The 18,213-nt window shown below is 63.2% G+C and carries 16 protein-coding genes; 15 read left to right on the top strand and 1 reads right to left on the bottom strand.

What is annotated here, in order from left to right; translation table 11 throughout:
* The first annotated feature begins 30 nt into the window (after positions 1-30).
* Both MUU77_RS15465 and maiA read left to right on the top strand, forming a co-directional pair.
* Positions 31-1,020: a fumarylacetoacetate hydrolase family protein gene (locus MUU77_RS15465; protein WP_245088619.1), complete on the top strand. Its 990-nt coding sequence runs from the start codon at positions 31-33 to the stop codon at positions 1,018-1,020.
* Positions 1,021-1,118: 98 nt separating this feature from the next.
* Positions 1,119-1,778 (top strand): maleylacetoacetate isomerase, encoded by a 660-nt coding sequence (gene maiA / locus MUU77_RS15460; protein ID WP_245088617.1) that lies wholly within the window; start codon positions 1,119-1,121, stop codon positions 1,776-1,778.
* 49 nt (positions 1,779-1,827) lie between these two features.
* On the opposite strand, the gene MUU77_RS15455 is transcribed toward maiA, so the two are convergent.
* The gene (locus MUU77_RS15455) at positions 1,828-2,964 is read right to left on the bottom strand and encodes a PilT/PilU family type 4a pilus ATPase (RefSeq protein ID WP_162110521.1); all 1,137 of its coding nucleotides are present in this window, start codon (positions 2,962-2,964) and stop codon (positions 1,828-1,830) included.
* 95 nt (positions 2,965-3,059) lie between these two features.
* Between MUU77_RS15455 and MUU77_RS15450 the strand changes: the two genes are divergently transcribed.
* The 13 genes from MUU77_RS15450 (at position 3,060) to MUU77_RS15395 (ending at position 18,175) form a co-directional block, all read left to right on the top strand.
* Positions 3,060-3,455: a DUF4398 domain-containing protein gene (locus tag MUU77_RS15450; protein ID WP_245088616.1), complete on the top strand. Its 396-nt coding sequence runs from the start codon at positions 3,060-3,062 to the stop codon at positions 3,453-3,455.
* Positions 3,452-4,339 carry an OmpA family protein gene (locus MUU77_RS15445; protein WP_245088614.1) on the top strand — a complete coding sequence of 296 codons (888 nt, stop codon included), beginning with the start codon at positions 3,452-3,454 and terminating at the stop codon, positions 4,337-4,339. Before MUU77_RS15450 ends, MUU77_RS15445 begins: the two co-directional genes overlap by 4 nt.
* 189 nt (positions 4,340-4,528) lie before the next feature.
* Positions 4,529-4,654, top strand: coding sequence for a hypothetical protein (locus tag MUU77_RS18515; RefSeq protein WP_256452054.1), 126 nt, complete (start codon positions 4,529-4,531; stop codon positions 4,652-4,654).
* Between the two features lie 41 nt (positions 4,655-4,695).
* Positions 4,696-4,914, top strand: coding sequence for a YdcH family protein (locus tag MUU77_RS15440; RefSeq protein WP_245088612.1), 219 nt, complete (start codon positions 4,696-4,698; stop codon positions 4,912-4,914).
* Positions 4,915-5,028: 114 nt separating this feature from the next.
* Positions 5,029-6,399 carry a pyridoxal-phosphate dependent enzyme gene (locus MUU77_RS15435; protein WP_245088610.1) on the top strand — a complete coding sequence of 457 codons (1,371 nt, stop codon included), beginning with the start codon at positions 5,029-5,031 and terminating at the stop codon, positions 6,397-6,399.
* A gap of 99 nt (positions 6,400-6,498) precedes the next feature.
* Complete coding sequence (locus tag MUU77_RS15430; RefSeq protein ID WP_245088608.1) at positions 6,499-7,683, top strand: cystathionine gamma-synthase; 1,185 nt, start codon at positions 6,499-6,501, stop codon at positions 7,681-7,683.
* 40 nt (positions 7,684-7,723) lie between these two features.
* Positions 7,724-9,106, top strand: coding sequence for a glycosyltransferase family 4 protein (locus MUU77_RS15425; RefSeq protein ID WP_245088606.1), 1,383 nt, complete (start codon positions 7,724-7,726; stop codon positions 9,104-9,106).
* A 37-nt stretch (positions 9,107-9,143) separates the two neighbouring features.
* Positions 9,144-9,938: an ABC transporter permease gene (locus tag MUU77_RS15420; RefSeq protein ID WP_245088604.1), complete on the top strand. Its 795-nt coding sequence runs from the start codon at positions 9,144-9,146 to the stop codon at positions 9,936-9,938.
* Positions 9,935-11,161, top strand: coding sequence for an ABC transporter ATP-binding protein (locus MUU77_RS15415; RefSeq protein WP_245088602.1), 1,227 nt, complete (start codon positions 9,935-9,937; stop codon positions 11,159-11,161). Before MUU77_RS15420 ends, MUU77_RS15415 begins: the two co-directional genes overlap by 4 nt.
* Complete coding sequence (locus MUU77_RS15410; RefSeq protein ID WP_245088600.1) at positions 11,158-12,567, top strand: FkbM family methyltransferase; 1,410 nt, start codon at positions 11,158-11,160, stop codon at positions 12,565-12,567. Before MUU77_RS15415 ends, MUU77_RS15410 begins: the two co-directional genes overlap by 4 nt.
* Positions 12,568-12,667: 100 nt before the next feature.
* Positions 12,668-16,111 (top strand): glycosyltransferase family 1 protein, encoded by a 3,444-nt coding sequence (locus MUU77_RS15405; RefSeq protein ID WP_245088598.1) that lies wholly within the window; start codon positions 12,668-12,670, stop codon positions 16,109-16,111.
* A 130-nt stretch (positions 16,112-16,241) separates the two neighbouring features.
* Entirely contained in the window at positions 16,242-17,276 is a 1,035-nt protein-coding gene (gmd, locus tag MUU77_RS15400) for a GDP-mannose 4,6-dehydratase (RefSeq protein ID WP_245088596.1), read from the top strand.
* Positions 17,276-18,175, top strand: a complete 900-nt coding sequence (locus MUU77_RS15395; protein ID WP_245088594.1) for a GDP-mannose 4,6-dehydratase — start codon at positions 17,276-17,278, stop codon at positions 18,173-18,175. Before gmd ends, MUU77_RS15395 begins: the two co-directional genes overlap by 1 nt.
* Positions 18,176-18,213: the final 38 nt, after the last annotated feature.

Below are 18,213 nucleotides of genomic sequence, written 5' to 3'. Positions count from 1 at the left end.
GGCGCGCGTGCGCGGTTGACTGGAGTTCCGATGAAGCTGGGTTCCCTGAAGGAAGGCGGTCGTGATGGCACCCTGGTCGTGGTGTCGCGGGACCTGACGCGCGCCGTGCGCGCCACCGGCATCGCGCCGACCCTGCAGCGCGCGCTGGAGGACTGGAGCAACATCGCGCCGCGCCTGAACGCGTTGTACGAAGCGCTGAACGCCGGCGATGCCGACGGCGCCTTCGACATGGACGCCCAGGCCATGGCGGCGCCATTGCCGCGCGCCTACGAATTCGTCGACGGCAGCGCCTACCTGCCGCATGTCGAACGCGTGCGCCGTGCGCGCAACGCGGAAGTGCCGGCGAGCTTCTACACCGACCCGCTGATGTACCAGGCCACCAGTGCGGCCTTCCTGGGCCCGCGCGATCCGGTGAAGGTGGTCAGCGAGGATTACGGGATCGACCTGGAAGCGGAAATCGTGGTGGTCACCGACGACGTGCCGATGGCGGTCACGCCCGCCCAGGCGGCCGCGCACATCCAGCTCATCGGCCTGGTCAACGACGTGTCGCTGCGCAACCTCATTCCGGCCGAGCTGGCCAAGGGTTTCGGCTTCCTGCAGTCCAAGCCGCGCTCGGCGCTGTCGCCGGTGTTCGTGACGCCGGACGAACTGGACGATGCGTGGACGGACAACAAGGTGCACCTGCCGCTGGTGACGCACATCAACGGCGAATGGTTCGGTGCGCCGGAAGCCGGCGTGGACATGCAGTTCGACTTCGCCCAGCTGGTGGCGCACGCGGCCAAGACCCGTCCGCTGTCGGCCGGCACGCTGGTCGGGTCCGGCACCATCGCCAACGAGGACGTGTCCAAGGGCGCCTCCTGCTTCGCCGAGAAGCGTACGGTGGAGACGCTGCGGGACGGCAAGCCGTCCACCCCCTTCATGAAGTTCGGCGACGTGGTCCACATCGAAATGAAGAATCGTGACGGAAGTTCCATTTTTGGCGTGATCGAGCAGCGGATCGAACCGCAGCCCTTGCCTTGATGACCCGCCCGGGCCCAGTGTGAACGGAGGACGGAGCGGAATGGGCATGGACGCGGATTTCTGGCACTCGAAGGGGCATTCCGCAAGGGGCGGTCTGCATGGCTGAGCAACTGCGGCTGTACTCCTACTGGCGCTCGAGCGCCGCCTACCGCGTGCGCATCGGGCTGAACCTCAAGGGTCTGGCGTTCGAGACGCTGCCCGTGCACCTGGTCCGCGAAGGTGGGCAGCAGCACGCGGCCGACTACGTGGCCAAGAACCCCCAGCACATGGTGCCCACGCTGCAGCATGGCGAGCGGGTGATCCGGCAGTCGCTGGCCATCCTGGAATATCTGGACGAGGCCTGGCCGTCGCCGCGCCTGCTGCCGATGACGGCGCGCGATCGCGCCCGCGTGCGCGCACTGGCGCAGATGGTGGCGTGCGACATCCACCCGCTGAACAACCTGCGCGTGCTGCAGTATTTCGAACACACCTGGCACGTCCCCCAGGCCGAGCGCGAGGACTGGGTCAAGCACTGGATCGTCGAGGGTTTCACCGCCGTCGAGACCCTGCTGGCCGAGGATGCGGCCACGGGCGCGTACTGCCACGGGCAGACGCCCGGACTGGCCGACTGCTGCCTGGTACCGCAGGTATTCAATGCGCGCCGCTTCGGCGTGGACATGGCGGCGTTCCCCACCATCCTGCGCGTCGAACAGGCCTGTCTCGCCTTGCCGGCCTTCGAGCAGGCGCGCCCCGAGAACCAGCCCGACGCCAACATCTGAAACAACGGGCGGCCAACCGCCCGTCGGGGCGCGTGGGCCGCGCGCGCCGTCAGCCGAAGCCGTGGGTGATGCGGGGCGAGGCGCTGCCGGTGTCGTAGTCGGCGTAGGGGTCGTGCTCGCCCTTGCTGCCCTCGGACAGGCGGAACTTCAGGGCCAGGCCGTCGCGCGAGTCGGCCGCGCGCAGCGCCTCCTCCTGCTCGATCAGCCCTTCCTTCACCATCCGGAACAGGCACTGGTCGAAGGATTCCATGCCTTCCTCCAGCGATTCCTCCATGGCGGCCTTGATCTCGTGCACCTGCCCGCGGCGCAGCAGGTCGCGGATCATCGGTGTGTTGATCAGCACCTCGGCGGCGGGCAGGCGGCGCCCGTCGACGCCTTTCACCAAGCGCTGCGAGACCACCGCGCGCAGGTTCAGGGCCAGGTTCATCAGCACGTTCTTGTGCGCGCTCTCGGGGAAGAAGTTGAGGATGCGCTCGATGGTCTGGTCGGCGTTGTTGGAGTGCAGCGTCGCCAGGCACAGGTGGCCGGTCTCGGCGAAAGCGATGGCCGCTTCCATCGTGGTGGCGTCCAGGATCTCGCCGATCAGGATGACGTCCGGCGCCTCGCGCATCGCGTTCTTCAGCGCATTGTGGAAGGCGTGGGTATCCAGGCCCACTTCGCGCTGGTTGACGATGGACTGCTTGTGCTTGTGCAGGTACTCGATCGGATCCTCGATGGTGAGGATGTGGCCGGTGCTGGTGGTGTTGCGGTAATCGATCATCGAGGCCAGCGACGTCGACTTGCCCGAGCCGGTGGACCCCACGATCAGCACCAGGCCGCGCGGCGTCATGATGATGTCCTTCAGCACCGGCGGCAGGTTCAGCTCCTCGATGCTGGGGATCACGCTGCGGATGGCGCGGATGACCATGCCCACCTCGCCGCGCTGCTTGAACACGTTGACGCGGAAGCGGCCGGCGTCCTGCAGGGCGATCGCCATGTTCAGCTCGAGCTCGCGCTCGAACACGGGCACCTGGCCCTCGTCCATCAGCGAATACGCGATCTTCTTGACCATGCCGGGCGGCAGGCCGGTATTGCCCAAGGGGTACAGCTTGCCCTCGATCTTGATGTAGACCGGCGCCCCCGTGGTCAGGAACATGTCCGAGGCGTTCTTCTCGGTCATCAGCTTCAGGAAATAGCCGATGTCCATGTGCAAAGCTCCCAACGTTGCGTGGCGCGGCGTTGCAACCGCACCAAAGGCTTCCGACAATGGCCGCGCGCACCCCTCTGAGCCACGGCACCCCAATGACAGCTAGCTTCTCATACTTCCGACGACCCCCGCATGTGATGGCGGCCGCAGTAGTGGCACTGGCCCTGTCGGCCGCGCCCGTGTTTGCGCAGGCGGCATTGACGCCCGAACTGGAAGCCGCCGTACAGGCCGTGCAGCGCGCCACCCAGGCCGATGCCGACCAGTACGCGCCGGCCGAACTCGCCGTGGCCCGCCAGTCACTGGCGCAGGCGCAGGCCGCTCATGCTTCGCGCGAGAAGAAGGCGGCGCTGGATCTGGCCCTGCGTGCCGCCGTCGATGCCGATCTGGCGCGTGCGCTCAGCCAGCAGGCCGTGACGGCCGCCGAGGTCGCGCAGCGCCAGGCCGAGATCGCCGACCTGCAGCGCCAGATCGGCGCGGAGGGTCGGCGATGAAGGGCCGTCAGCAGATCCTGGCCGGCCTGTTGGGTCTGGCGCTGGTCATCCAGACGGCAACGGCGGCCGACAATCCCGTGGTCGTGCAGCTGAACCAGCGGCTGGCTGCCCTCCAGGCCGATCCCGACCTGGCCGAACTGGCCGCATACGAGAAGTTGCAGGCCCAGCACGCGGTGGCCGCCTTCAGCAAGGCACGGCGCAGCCAGCGCGAAACGGCGCAGTACGTGGCCGAGCGCCGGGTGCAGATCGCCGAGATCGCGGCGCGCACCCAGGCGGCGCGCCGCGAAGCCGACCGTCTCGACCGTACGCGCAGTGAGCTGCTGGTGGAAGCCAGCCGGCGCGAGGCCGAACGGGCACGCCGCGAAGCCGAGCGCCTGCGGGTGCAGGCCCAGATCCAGGCCGAGGAGGCCGAGCGCCTGCGCCTTGCCGCAGAAGCCGAGGCGCTGGCGCGGCAGGAAGCGGAGACCACGCTGGACACGGTCGCCGGCCAGCAGGCCAACCGCCTGAGCGCGGCGCGGCAGCGCGAACTGAAGCTCGCCCGGGAAGAGGCCGAGCTCGTGTCCGGCGCCAAGCTGCCGGCCTCCCGGTTCGAGGCCCGCGGCGAGGTGTTCACGCTGGGGGCCGACGCCTTCGCCAGCGACTCGGCCGCGTTGTCGGCCAGTGGGGCCTCCCGTGCGAGCGCCCTGGCCGCGTACCTGCAGGCCAACCCGAAGGCGCGTGCGCGCATCGACGGCTATGGCGACAAGCAGACCCCGGGCCAGCGCCGCGCCGACGCCCTGCGCGACGCGCTGACGGCGGCGGGGATAGCGAAATCCAGGCTGCAGAGTAGCGGTAAGGGCACGGGCAGCAAGGCTCGCGCGCTGGAAGTGGTCGTCACGCACTGATTTTCCCATATGAATCAATGGGATGAACGAGGCTCCCGGGCTTTGCGCGGGCCCGCCTGAATGCCGCCGCTGCCTGCTGCGGCCATATGGATCAAGAGCTTGCGGCAGGTCTTGCCGGCCCCGTAGGGGTGGAGTAGGGTCGTATACCCAAGCGACTTCCGTCGCTTGGCTCACCGGAGAATCGACCCGATGACGCCCGTCCCCATTCCACCGGAGACCGCCGACGGCAAGCAGATTGCCGCGGGCATTCCGGTGCAGGGTGCCAGCGCTGCCGGCCAGGTCCTCCGCTCCCAAGCCAACGCCCCGTGCCTGTGAAGGCCGGGGCGTTTGTATTTCCGCTGAAGGAGGTAACGATCATGTTCGAAGGTCAACCGCGGGCCGAAATCGAGGCACTCATCAAGGCCGATCCGGAGTTCAAGCAGCTTTATCAGCGCCATCGCGAGCTCGACAAGAAGGTCACCGACGCAGAACTGGGCGTGCTGCCCATCGACGACAACCTGCTGGGCCAGATGAAGCGCGAGAAGCTGCATGCCAAGGAGCGCCTGCTCCGGATCTACGACGCCAAGCCCCACTGACGCCTCCCCGAGCTTTCTCGTCGCGGGCGGCGACGGCCTCCTCGTCGGCCGTCGCCGTCCGCGTCACCCTGGTGCGATAATCCGGTTCACGTTCCGCACCGGATGCACGGCCGCATGGCGATCCACTCCTCCGTACTCGAGCTGATCGGCGATACGCCGATCGTCCAGGCCAGGCGCCTGGACACCGGCCCCTGCACGCTCTACCTGAAGCTAGAAAGCGCCAACCCCGGCGGCTCCATCAAGGACCGCATCGGCATGTCGATGATCGAGGCAGCCGAGAAGCGGGGCGACCTGAAGCCCGGCGCCACGCTGGTGGAGGGTACCGCCGGCAACACCGGCATCGGCCTGGCCCTGGTGGCCCAGCAGAAGGGCTACAAACTGATACTCGTGGTCCCGGACAAGATGAGCCGGGAGAAGATCTTCAACCTGAAGGCCATGGGGGCCGAGGTCATCCTGACCCGCTCCGACGTGGCCAAGGGACACCCCGAGTACTACCAGGACCTGGCCGAGCGCATCGCGCGCGAGACGCCCGGCGCCTACTTCATCAACCAGTTCGGCAATCCGGACAATCCGGCCGCGCATGAGTTCGGCACCGGGCCGGAAATCCTGCGCCAGATGGAGGGGCGGCTGGACGCCATCGTGTTCGGCTGCGGCAGCTCCGGCACCATGACCGGCCTGTCGCGCTGCTTCGCGCAGCATTCGCCGCAGACCGAGATGATCCTCGCCGATCCGGTGGGCTCCATCCTCACCCAGTACATCAACGAAGGCACGCTCAGCACCAAGTCGGGCAGCTGGCTGGTGGAAGGCATCGGCGAGGACTTCCTGCCGCAGATCTCGGATTTCAGCCGGGTCAGGAAGGCCTATGCGATCAGCGATCGCGAGAGCTTCCTGACCGCACGCGAGCTGCTGGCGAAGGAGGGCATCCTGGGCGGTTCGTCCACGGGCACCTTGCTGGCGGCGGCGCTGAAGTACTGCCGCGAGCAGACCGAGCCGAAGAAGGTGCTGGTGTTCGTCTGCGACACCGGCAACAAGTACCTGTCCAAGATGTACAACGACTACTGGATGCTGGACAACGGATTCATCGACCGTCCCCAGTACGGCGACCTGCGCGACCTCATCCTGCGGCCCTACAGCCAGCGCGACACGGTGGTGGTGAGCCCCACCGATCTGCTGACCACGGCCTACCAGCGCATGAAGCTGTACGACGTCTCGCAGCTGCCGGTGATGGAGGGCGACCGCCTGGCCGGCATCGTCGATGAAAGCGACGTGCTGCTGCATGTCTACGGCGACGAAGCCCGTTTCCGCGACCCGGTCGCCACGGCCATGGTCAGCAAGCTGGACCGGCTGGACGTGCGCTCCCCGATCGAGGCCCTGCTGCCGGTCTTCGACCGCGGCCAGGTAGCCATCATCACCGACGGCGACGCCTTCCTGGGGCTGATCACCCGCATCGACCTGCTGAACTATCTGCGACGCCGGGCACAGTAGCTTCCCGGCCCCTGCCGGCCAGGCAGGGAAGGGCGTAAAAGGACAGTAAGTTAAGCCGCGGCTGCTAAAATCCGCGGTCGATTTTCAAAGGATTTTCCCATGTCGGACCCCATGCCCCACAACGAGGCGGGCGCAGTTTCGCTCGCCCTCGCCACCTTGGCCATTCACGGTGGCCAGGCCCCGGATCCGAGCACCGGGGCGGTTATGCCGCCCATCTATGCCACCTCGACCTACGCCCAAGCCAGCCCGGGCGTCCATCAGGGGTTCGAATATTCGCGCACCCACAACCCGACCCGGTTCGCCTATGAGCGCTGCGTGGCCGCACTGGAAGGCGGCAGCCGCGGCTTCGCGTTTGCTTCCGGCATGGCGGCCACTTCCACGGTGCTGGAGCTGCTGGATAGCGGCAGCCACGTCATCGCCATGGATGACATCTACGGCGGCAGCTACCGCCTGTTCGAGCGCGTGCGCAAACGCAGCGCTGGGCTGGGGTTCAGCTTCGTCGACCTGAGCGACCCGACTGCGTTCGAAGCGGCCATCCGCCCGAGCACCCGGATGGTCTGGATCGAGACTCCGACCAATCCGATGCTGAAGATCGTCGATATCCAGGCGATTGCCGAAGCTGCCCACAAGCGCGGCCTGATCGTGGTGGTGGACAACACCTTCGCCTCGCCGATCCTGCAACGCCCGTTATCGCTGGGCGCCGACATCGTCATGCATTCGGCCACCAAGTACCTCAACGGCCACTCGGACATGGTCGGCGGCATGGTCGTGGTAGGCGACAACACCGAACTTGCCGAGCAGATGGCGTTCCTGCAGAACTCCATCGGCGCGGTGCAGGGCCCCTTCGACAGCTTCCTGGCCCTGCGCGGCTTGAAGACGCTCAGTCTGCGAATGAAGGCCCACTGCGAGAACGCGATGGCGCTGGCCGAATGGCTGCAGCAACAACCGGCCATCGAAAAAGTCATCTACCCAGGACTGAAGAGCCACCCGCACCATCTCCTGGCTGGCTGCCAGATGCAGGGCTACGGCGGCATCATCTCCATCATTCTGAAGGGCGGTTTCGAAGCGGCCCGCAAGTTCTGCGAAGGCACCCGGCTGTTCACCCTGGCCGAATCGCTGGGTGGCGTTGAGAGCCTGGTCAATCATCCCGCGGTGATGACGCATGCGTCGATTCCCGTGGAACGGAGGACTGCGCTCGGCATCGGTGAGGGGCTCGTGCGGTTGAGCGTGGGTGTGGAGGACGCGGGTGATCTCCGATTCGATATCGAGCGCGCACTTCCTTGAGGATGGAAGCAATCTTCCGGAGATTTGAGGAGTGCGCCGGATGACGCCTGTGGCCCCGCGCACCTCTGCCGACAAGCGATATCTTATGAGGCTGGTTTCCCGGCTGGCCCGGAGTGCGATCTGGCGGACGCTTTATCGCCACGTGCCTACCCCATGGCGCGAAAAGCTGGCGCGCTGGGTGGGTTCACGCATGGCGGGCGATCTGGCATTTGCGCGGACCGAACGATGGAACGCCAGCGTTCGTACACGGGATCGTGGCGATACCTCCCTCAATGCGAGCCAAACGGCATCCCATTCCAAGGAAGGCGGCGTGAACATCGTCGCCTTTGCCAGCGGCCCCTTGGGGCTTGGTGAGAGCGCCCGGCTTTACACCCGCGCGCTGATCGAACGTGGCTATCCCGTGGCGGTCCAGGACGTTCCGCTACCCGCGCCAGCCTCGCAGCAAGACGACAGTTTGGCAAAATACGCGGCCCGAGCGCCGATGCACGATATCGATCTGGTGTTCGTAAACCCCGACTACCTTGAGCAGGCCTTGTCATGGGTGGGGCGTGCGGACACTCCTCGGCGCTACACCGTCGCATGCTGGTTCTGGGAGCTGGAGAGATTTCCGGACGAATGGCATTCGTCATTGTCCATGGCAGACGAGTTTCTGGTGGCCAGCGCATTCATACGGGATTTGCTCGTCGGCGTGACCAAGAAGCCGGTGCTGAAGGTTCCTTTGCCGTTGTTTCCCGCGACCGATAGCGGCCTAGCCCGTCGCGATTTTGGGTTGCGCGAAGACGCATTCCTGTTCTTGACCACCTTCGACTTCAATTCTTCCTTCTGGCGCAAGAATCCGCTTGGGGTCATCGCCGCATTCCAGGCCGCTTTTCCGGACCCTGCCACCCCGGTCCAGCTGGTGATCAAGTCCGTGAATGGCAGCGGTTATTCGCAGCTGTTGTCCCAACTGCTGCAGGCCGCGGCTGCGGACGAGCGCATACTGGTGAGGGATGATCTGATCCAGAAGCCGCATTTGCAGGCGCTTCAGCGATGCGCGGATGCCTATGTTTCCCTGCACCGTGCAGAGGGCTTTGGTTTGGGCATGGCCGAGTCGATGGCACTGGGAAAACCGGTCGTGGCCACGGCATGGTCTGGGAACATGGAGTTCATGTCGGAACAGAACAGCTATCTGGTTCCGGCCACGCTGGTCCCGGTACTCGCGGGCCAATACCCGCATGCGGATGGGCAGCGCTGGGCCGAGCCTGACATCGGACGTGCCGCAATACTGATGCGTGAAGTGGTGGCTGACCCGGCTACCGCGAAAGCCCGTGGTCTGCGGGCCCAGTCCGATGTGCGGAGTCGGCTATCAGGAGACGCGGTCGGTACCGCACTCATGGGCCACCTGCAGGCCATTCAAGAACGGATCCAATCTCCATGCGAGTGAATATGTCGCTCTCGACGGCCCACCGGAACTCCCCGCCATGAAAGACCTGTTCAAGGCCATATGGGCGTATCGGAATTTCATTGCCACATCCATAAGGAACGATGTGCGGGCACGATTTGTCCGGAGTAAGCTCGGCACGTTGTGGATGATTCTCCAGCCGCTGGCCCAATGCGCCATTTACGCGTTGGTATTGTCGAAAGTACTGGCGGCGAAGCTTCCGCACGTCGACAGCCCATATGCGTATCCGATCTACCTGATGTCGGGCATTGTGGCCTGGACCCTGTTCAACGAACTCGTGAGTCGGTCACTGACCATGTTCGTCGACAACGGCAACATCATGAAGAAGATAATGTTTCCCCGCATTTGCCTGCCCGTCGTGGCGGCGGGATCTGCGCTGGTGAACAACGCGCTGCTTGTTGCAACGACGTTGTTGGTCTTTGCGGCGCTGGGGCATTGGCCGTCAGCGGGGCTGATGTGGCTGCCGGTCCTGCTGCTGGTGAATGTCGCCTTCGGGATGGCACTTGGAATGATGCTGGGAATCTTCAATGTGTTCGTGCGGGATGTGGCGCAAGTCGTCGCCGTCGTGCTGCAGCTGTGGTTCTGGCTCACGCCCGTGGTCTACATGATCGATATCGTGCCCCAGTCCGCGCGGCACTATTTCCAGAGCAATCCGCTTTATCCCATCATTTCTGGTTATCAGGACGTGCTGCTGCACGGCCGGTCCCCCGATCTCCAAGGCCTTGCTATCGTGGGCGGCTTATCCCTGCTCCTGTTGGGACTGTCGCTGTTCCTGTTTCGTCGCGCATCCGCGGACATGGTGGACGTCCTATGAGCAGGGAGCTGGTCACGGCAAGAGGTCTTGGCAAGGCCTTCCGCGAGTACCGCAGTGAACTGCTGCGCTTTGCCACCTGGTTTGGCATACCGGCACGGGCAAGCAGTGAGCATTGGGTGCTGCGTGGCGTGTCATTCTCGCTCGGGCCCGGCGAGGCGATCGGCATCGTGGGCCAGAATGGCGCCGGTAAGAGCACCCTGCTCAAGCTCATCACCGGAACCTTGCGGCCGAGCGAAGGAAGCGTGGTGGTCCAGGGGCGCGTCGCGGCCATCCTGGAACTGGGCATGGGATTCAACCCCGAACTGACCGGGCGCCAGAACGTCTTCCATTCGGCCGGATTGATGGGCATGTCCACCGCTGAGATAGAGCAGGGCATGCCGGGAATCGAGGAGTTCGCCGAGATTGGCGAGTACTTCGACCAACCGGTTCGCACGTACTCCAGCGGCATGCAGATGCGTGTGGCTTTCAGCGTTGCCACGGCCTTCAAGCCGGACTTGCTGATCGTGGACGAAGCACTTTCGGTAGGCGATGCCTATTTCCAGCACAAATGCTTCGATCGGATCAGGCAGTACCAGGAACGAGGGACATCGCTGCTGATCGTGTCGCACGACCGTGGCGCGGTACAGAGCCTGTGTACGCGGGCGCTGCTACTGGAGCGCGGGGTATTGATCAAGGATGGCGCGCCGGAAGAGGTCATGGATTTTTACAATGCGCTCATTGCCGAACGGGAGAACAGCACCGTTCGTACCGGGCGCAGCGTCGACGGCAGGGTGCAGACCATTTCAGGGACTGGTGAGGCCGTTGTCGAAGATATCGAGCTGCGCGATCGCGAAGGTCTCCCGCTGGAGTTCGTATCGGTCGGAGCCGAGGTTTCCCTGAATATCAGGGTGCGCGTGTTGCGCGACATCGAACGCCTGGTGCTCGGCTACATGGTGAAGGACAGGTTGGGACAGGTCGTATTTGGGACCAACACCTACCACACCGACCAGATCATGGAAAACGTCAAGGCAGGTGACGTCGTGGACTACGCTATCGCGTTTCCCATGAACCTTGGGCCTGGAAGCTATTCCATATCCACGGCTCTGGTCAGTTCCGACACGCATCTGGTGGACAACTACGAATGGCGTGATCTCGCGTTGGTCTTCAATGTCCAGAATCTCGGGCTGCCTTTCTTCATCGGAAGCTCCTATATGAATCCCAGCATCAAGGTGGCCAGGCAGTGACTTTCATCTCATACGCACAGAATTTCGAAGACGTGATGCTGCATCGCGCGCTGCATGGCGTGAAAAAGGGCTTCTATGTCGATATCGGCGCCCAGGACCCCTGCAACGATTCGGTGACCAAGGCCTTTTATGACATGGGTTGGAGCGGAATCAACGTGGATCCCGCGCGGCATTGGTTCGAAAGGTTGGTTCAGGAGCGGGCTCACGACACCAATTTGTGCGTGGCGGTATCGGATCGCGCGGGAGAAATGAAGTTCTACGATGTCAAGGATACGGGGCTATCCACGACCAACGAGGCATATGCAAGGCGACACTTGGATGACGGATTCGAGGTTTCCGAATACATCGTTCCCTGTGTCACGCTTGACGAAATATGTCGCCAGAACAAGGTCGGCCAGATCCATTTCCTCAAGGTCGACTGCGAGGGCGCCGAAGCCGCCGCGCTAAGGGGCTTTTCATTCGATTCGGTCCGACCCTGGATTGTCTTGGTAGAGGCGACAGAGCCCAAGAGCAAGGTTCCCGCCTATGAGGATTGGCAGGATCTGTTGCTGGGACATGGCTATCACTTCGTTTACGCGGACGGCCTGAACCGGTTCTATGTGGCCGACGAGCGCATCGATCTCGACGGCGCATTCATCCATCCCCCCAATGTGTTCGACCAGTTCCGGCGTGCTTCGGAGCACACCTTGCTGCTGGAGCAGCAGGCGGCCAGGACGGCGATAGAACAATCGATCAAATGGCAGGAGGTGTCGGATTTCCTCAGGTCGGAGAACGAGCGCAGAGAGGCTGCGCTGGTGGACCTTCGCCACCGGATAGGGGTGTTGGGCGAACGCCTGGAGACCGAGCGCAGGAACCATGAGGCCATCACCCTGGAGCTGCGTCGTGAGGGCGAGCGTCGCGACCAGGATTTGGCGGAGCAACTCCAACAGTTGCGCGCGCTGCGGGAAGATATGGATCTGAAGGAACTGGCGATCACCGCCCTGCGGGGGCAAGTCAAGGCAAGGGAGGAAAGCCTCAGGGCCACAGAGAAGCAGATCGCCGAGGCGCATTCCATCATTGCGGGCCATCAAGTACAGATGGCCCGTGAGCGCGCGGACTCGGACAGAGTCCGACAGGAGCTTGCCAACATCCACCAAAGCACGTCTTGGCGGGTGACGCGGCCCTTGCGGGCAACCCGGCTCGTGGGTCAGGAGTTGGCCATCTCAATCACCAAGGCGTTCCGCAGTCCGCTGGCCAGCGTCAAAAGAACCGCGAAACCGGCCCTCCGGAAGATTGCGCAGTGGGAGGCCCTACGGCGCCCCGTCGTGGCACTGCTAGGAAAGCACTCGGCTCCTGTCAATCGCGCGCGCGCGTTTCTTTTTGGGCCAGCTGGTGCCTACCTGCAGGGGGGGGCGGCATGCAGATAGACGATGGCGCGCCGGCGCTGGACTGGCATTCCTCTCGCGCGAACCGTGAAATCATGGATGCGACAAAAGCCGCTCACCGACCGGGCGTGCAGGGATAAGGGTGGCGCAATTGCATATCGTACTGGACTTGCAGGCTTGCCAATCCCCCGAGAGCGGGAGGCGGGGCATCGGGCGCTATTCACTGTCGCTCGCGAAGGCGATCGCCGCAAGCCCACGAGGACACCGCATCTCCATCCTGCTCAACTCGGCGATGCCCGAGCGGCTTGGCTTCTTGCGTGCGCAGTTCCAGCCGTACCTGCCGGACAGCGACATCATCATATGGAGAGGATTGGCGAAGACAGGGTTCATTCCGGCGGAAAACGCATTCCGTAGACGTGCGTCCGAGGTCCTCAGGAGGCAAATGCTGCGATCCCTTGCGCCAGACGTGGTTCACGTGGCCAGTGTATTCGAGGGCGTCGCCGACGACGTCGTATCGACGCTTTCGGAAAGCGATCCCTACATCAACGTGGTTACTCTGTACGACTTGATTCCATTGGTCCACCGGCAGAGCTACCTGGCGGATCAAGGCGTGCGCGCATGGTACATGGCGAGGCTCGAGCAGTTCCGGGCAGCGGACCAGATGCTTGGAATATCGCAGTTTTCCTGCGAGGAAGCGATCGGATTGCTCGGCGTCGAGCCAGATAGAGTCACCAACATCCTGGGTGCGGCGGACGAAATATTCCGCCGTGAAGAACCAGGACAATTCCGGCGCGATAGGCTCCTCGCCCGCTACGGCATTGAACGGCCGTTCGTGATGTATGCAGGTGGATTCGATTCGCGCAAGAACATCTCCGCCCTAGTTCGGGCTTTCGCCATGCTCCCCGATGGGCTTCGGACAACACACCAACTGGTGATCGTAGGGCAGGCGCCCGCTTCTGAACGATTGTCGCTTGAAGCAGTGGTCGCCGAATGTGGCCTGGGTGCCGACAACGTCGTGTTTGCTGGATTCGTGGCCGACGCCGATCTGGTCGGCCTCTACAACCAATGCCGTCTCTATGCGTTTCCTTCCCTGCAGGAAGGTTTTGGCTTGCCTGCCTTGGAAGCCATGTCCAGTGGCGCCGTGGTTATCGGTTCGAACTGCTCGAGTTTGCCGGAAGTCATTGGCATGGAAGAAGCGCTGTTTGATCCGACGGACGACGTTGGATTCAGCTTGAAGCTCAGGCATGCCCTGACTGACGAGGATTTCCGCCAGAGATTTCTCGCGCACGCCCTGCTGCAGGTGAAGCGGTTTTCTTGGGAGGCATCGGCCTCGCTCGCTCTGGACGGCATGGAGCGAGCCTATGAAAGGAAGTGCTCTGCGTCTTCCCGACGAAAGTCGCAGGAAGCAGAACCGGACATGAGGGCCCACGGCCAGCCATATGCCTGGCTGCCCGCGCCCGGGGGCAGGGAAGACGTGCCTGATGGCGCTGTCGTTGTGTTGGGGGACGTGGCTGCGGGCCTGCGACCGGCGTGCCAGCACAGGCTATCGGAGTTGGCCGACTGGGCATCCGAGATTGACCGGTTCGTGGTCGAGGTCACCGACAGCGAATATTGTGCCAAGACCTTGATGGCGGCGCGCGCGTATCCGGCGGACCTGGTCGTAGAAACGGGATCTATAGGTCGGCTCTGGGCCGAATTGGCGAGACTCGACCGTGCCGCGATAGCTGAAGTACTTTATCGATACGGCGGTTATCCCGCGTTGGCGCAAGGACTGACGGCGGGCTACGCTGCCGACGCCCTGGCGACGTTGTTGCCCGTCGAGGCCCTGGAGCTCGTTGGCCGATGCCAATTGATCCGGACGGACCGGCGGCCTGCGGGAGTGATTCCCGGGTGGCGTGATGAGATCCGCCAGCTGGCTGGAGAGCTGGTGCGTGACAAATCCTCGGCATATGCCGGTGAAGGTGATTGGGCCAGGTTCGCACAAGCGTGGGTGGCCAATCGGAACGATGTGCGGGAGCCGCGTTGGTTCGTCGACATCACTAACTTGGCAGTGCGTGATGCCGGCACCGGAATACAGCGCGTGGTTCGCCACATGCTGGACGAACTGATGCATTCGCCCCCAGTGGGCTACCGCATCGAACCCGTCAGCCTCGGTGACGACGGAATATTCCGGTACGCGCGTTCGTACTGCGCCCGTCGATATTTCTCCGGGGAGGAACTGCCCGAAGATGGGCCCGTGGAATTCGCATCCGGTGACGTTTATCTGGGCCTGGATCTGGTGGCCCATCTGGTGCCTGCTTACGTGAGCAGGTTCCGCCAGCTGAGCAGCCAGGGGGTGAGGCAGTACTTCGTCGTCTACGATCTTCTGCCGCTCTTGCGCCCGGATTGTTTCGAATCCCACCTGCTTCCATTGTTCCGCGCGTGGTATGAGGCCGTCGCCGAGGTTTCAGACGGAGTTCTCTGCATATCCAAGGCTGTGGCGGATGAGTTCGAGCATTGGCTGCACCAGTCGCGCCCGGAGCGCCAGAACCCTTTGCGGATCGGTTGGTTTCACCTAGGCGCGGATCTCGATGGATCCTCGGCGACCAGACTGGTGGCCCCTCCTTCCGTCGACGATGACCTTGCGGCGCTGTCCGGACGCGTGAATGTGCTGATGGTCGGCACGATCGAGCCCCGGAAGGGACACGCGCAGGCGCTCGCCGCGTTCGAGCAACTTTGGCAGCAGGGGGCCGAAATCAACCTGGTATTGATCGGACGGCCAGGCTGGCTAGTGGAAGATCTGGTCGCTAGGATCGCCAATCATCCAGAGCGGGACAGGCGGCTGTTCTGGTTCGACGAAGCCGGTGATGTCCTTTTGCTGGAGGCTTACCGGCGAGCCTCGGCATTGCTGATGGCTTCAGAGGGAGAAGGCTACGGCCTGCCACTGATTGAGGCCGCCCGTCATGGAGTGCCGTTGATAGCCAGGGATCTCCCTGTCTTTCGCGAGGTGGCGGGTGACCATGCTCACTACTTCAGTGGTTACGACGCAGGCAGTCTGTCCGCAGCCGTCCAGTCTTGGCTGACGCTATACGAGCTCGGCGAACACCCGAAGGCCGATGGCATCACTTGGGCTAGTTGGGCAACAGCCACCCGGCAACTCGTAGGGGTGATATCGGAAGGGCAATGGGTTCACCAATGGTTGCCTGGCCCGGTTCGTCAGTTTGCGGCAACCGACTACCGCCTGAAGTCGGAGGTGGGCTGCGTGGTGCGCGGAAGGCTGGAAACCCGGGGGCGCGAAGGCATCCTGCTCTATGGCCCCTATGTTCCGCAGGCCGCGGGTGACTACCGGCTCGAGGTAGAAGGCACGGGAACGGGGGGCGGTTGGCTGGATGTCTGCTCGGGCAGCGGTACCACCGTTCACTTCGTTCAACCGTTCGCGTTGGCGGTCTCCAATAGCGAGGACGGCCTATTGGTCGGCGCCAACTTCGTGTTGCCGAACGACGTGCCGGACCTCGAAATCCGGATTTCCGTCCGGGCCGATACCCGGCTTTCCATTGCGGCGCTGCGGATTATTCCTTGTGCTGCCGAGTCAGAATCCCGATGTTGATGGCGTGAAAGGGAGGAATCGTGCGCTCGCGGCAGATCTCACGGCATGGGCAACTGGAGCTGGATGACAAGCTTGCAGTATTATCCCGGCGAGTTCGCCTGAACAGGCAATCCATAATTGAGGAACTTTGATGAAGACGGCAGTGATTACGGGGATCTCCGGCCAGGATGGGGCATATCTGGCCGAACTCCTGCTGGAGAAGGGATACCAAGTCTACGGCACCTACCGTCGCACGAGTTCGGTGAACTTCTGGCGCATCGAGGAATTGGGGATCGACCAGCACCCCAATCTCCATTTGATCGAGTACGATCTGACCGATCTGGGATCAAGCATCCGTATGCTGGAGACTACCGGCGCGACCGAGGTCTACAATCTCGCGGCGCAGAGCTTCGTCGGTGTTTCTTTCGATCAGCCGACGACGACCGCACATATTACCGGTATCGGGCCGGTCCACTTGTTGGAGGCCATCCGTCAGGTGGATTCGAAGATTCGCTTCTATCAGGCGTCGACTTCGGAAATGTTCGGCAAGGTCCAGGCGGTGCCGCAGACCGAGACGACTCCTTTCTACCCTCGTAGTCCGTATGGTGTGGCCAAGCTCTATGCGCACTGGATGACGATCAATTATCGCGAGTCGTACGACATCTTCGGTTGCAGTGGCATTCTCTTCAATCATGAATCGCCACTGCGTGGACGCGAGTTCGTTACCCGCAAGATCACGGACTCCGTCGCCAAGATCGCGCTGGGGAAACTTGATGTGCTTGAGTTGGGCAATCTGGACGCCAAGCGGGACTGGGGATATGCGCGCGAGTACGTTGACGGCATGTGGCGCATGCTCCAGGCGGAGGAACCGGATACCTATGTATTGGCGACCAATCGCACCGAGACTGTTCGCGACTTTGTGACCATGGCCTTCAAGGCGGCCGGCACCGTGATCGAATGGACGGGCAAGGACGAAGGCGAGCGGGGTGTCGAGGCTGTCACGGGGAGGGAACTGGTCCGAATCAATCCGCGGTATTACCGTCCTGCGGAAGTCGATCTGCTGATCGGAAATCCCGAGAAGGCCCGCTTGCAGCTTGGCTGGCGGCCGAACACGAACCTGGAAGGCCTGTGCGCGATGATGGTGGAAGCCGATCTGCGCAGAAACGAGAAGGGGGTTTCGTTCTGATGGCGGAGCCCGGCAAGCGGGTCCTTGTCACCGGCGCCCTAGGCTTCACGGGGCGCTACCTGATGGATGAGCTGTCCCGCTCAGGCTACCAGGTTGTCGGAATGGGTAGCGGCGAAAGCGACCGCGCGGACTACCACCGGGTGGATCTGACTGATGCAGAGGCAATGCGGTCGCTGCTTGCGGATCTGCAGCCTCGAATCGTCATTCATTTGGCCGCGCTGGCATTTGTCGGCCATGGCGATGCCGATGATTTCTACCGTGTGAACGTCATAGGCACTCGACATCTCCTAGACGCAGCCGCAGGTGCCGGAAACCGTCCCGATTGCGTTCTGCTCGCGAGCAGTGCAAACGTGTACGGAAATGCAAGCGAAGGGTCGCTCAGTGAGAGTACGCCACCCGCGCCCGCAAACGACTACGCCGTAAGCAAGCTGGCCATGGAGTACATGGCGCGGCTATGGAGTGACCGCCTTCCCATAGTGGTCGCCCGTCCTTTCAACTACACAGGCGTTGGACAGGCCAGCAACTACCTGCTTCCGAAGATCGTTGCCCACTTCCGGCGGCGTGCCGAACGCATTGAATTGGGAAATCTCGATGTATCACGGGATTTCAGTGATGTCAGGACGGTGGTGCATCTTTATCGCCGGCTTGTCGAGACGCGCGACGCCGTGGGAGGCACCTACAACATCAGTTCGGGACAGGCGCATTCGCTCCGGGAGGTGGTCGCCATGTGCAGTGAACTGACAGGCCATGATCTGGAAATCGAAGTCAATCCCGCGTTCGTCCGGGCAAATGAAGTGAAGGTGTTGCGGGGCGACAATGCGAGTCTTCGCGCCCTGTTGGGCGATTGGCAGGCCGCGCCATTGCGGGAAACGTTGCGCTGGATGCTGGCGGACGGCTGACAAGCGCCGATGAACCTGGGGACGCGAATCGAGGAGGG

The sequence above is a fragment of the Pseudoxanthomonas sp. F37 genome, assembly GCF_022965755.1.
In the GTDB taxonomy this organism is placed as follows: domain Bacteria; phylum Pseudomonadota; class Gammaproteobacteria; order Xanthomonadales; family Xanthomonadaceae; genus Pseudoxanthomonas_A.
The sequence above is the reverse complement of the archived record's forward strand: the minus strand, read 5'-3'. Positions and strand labels throughout refer to the sequence as shown.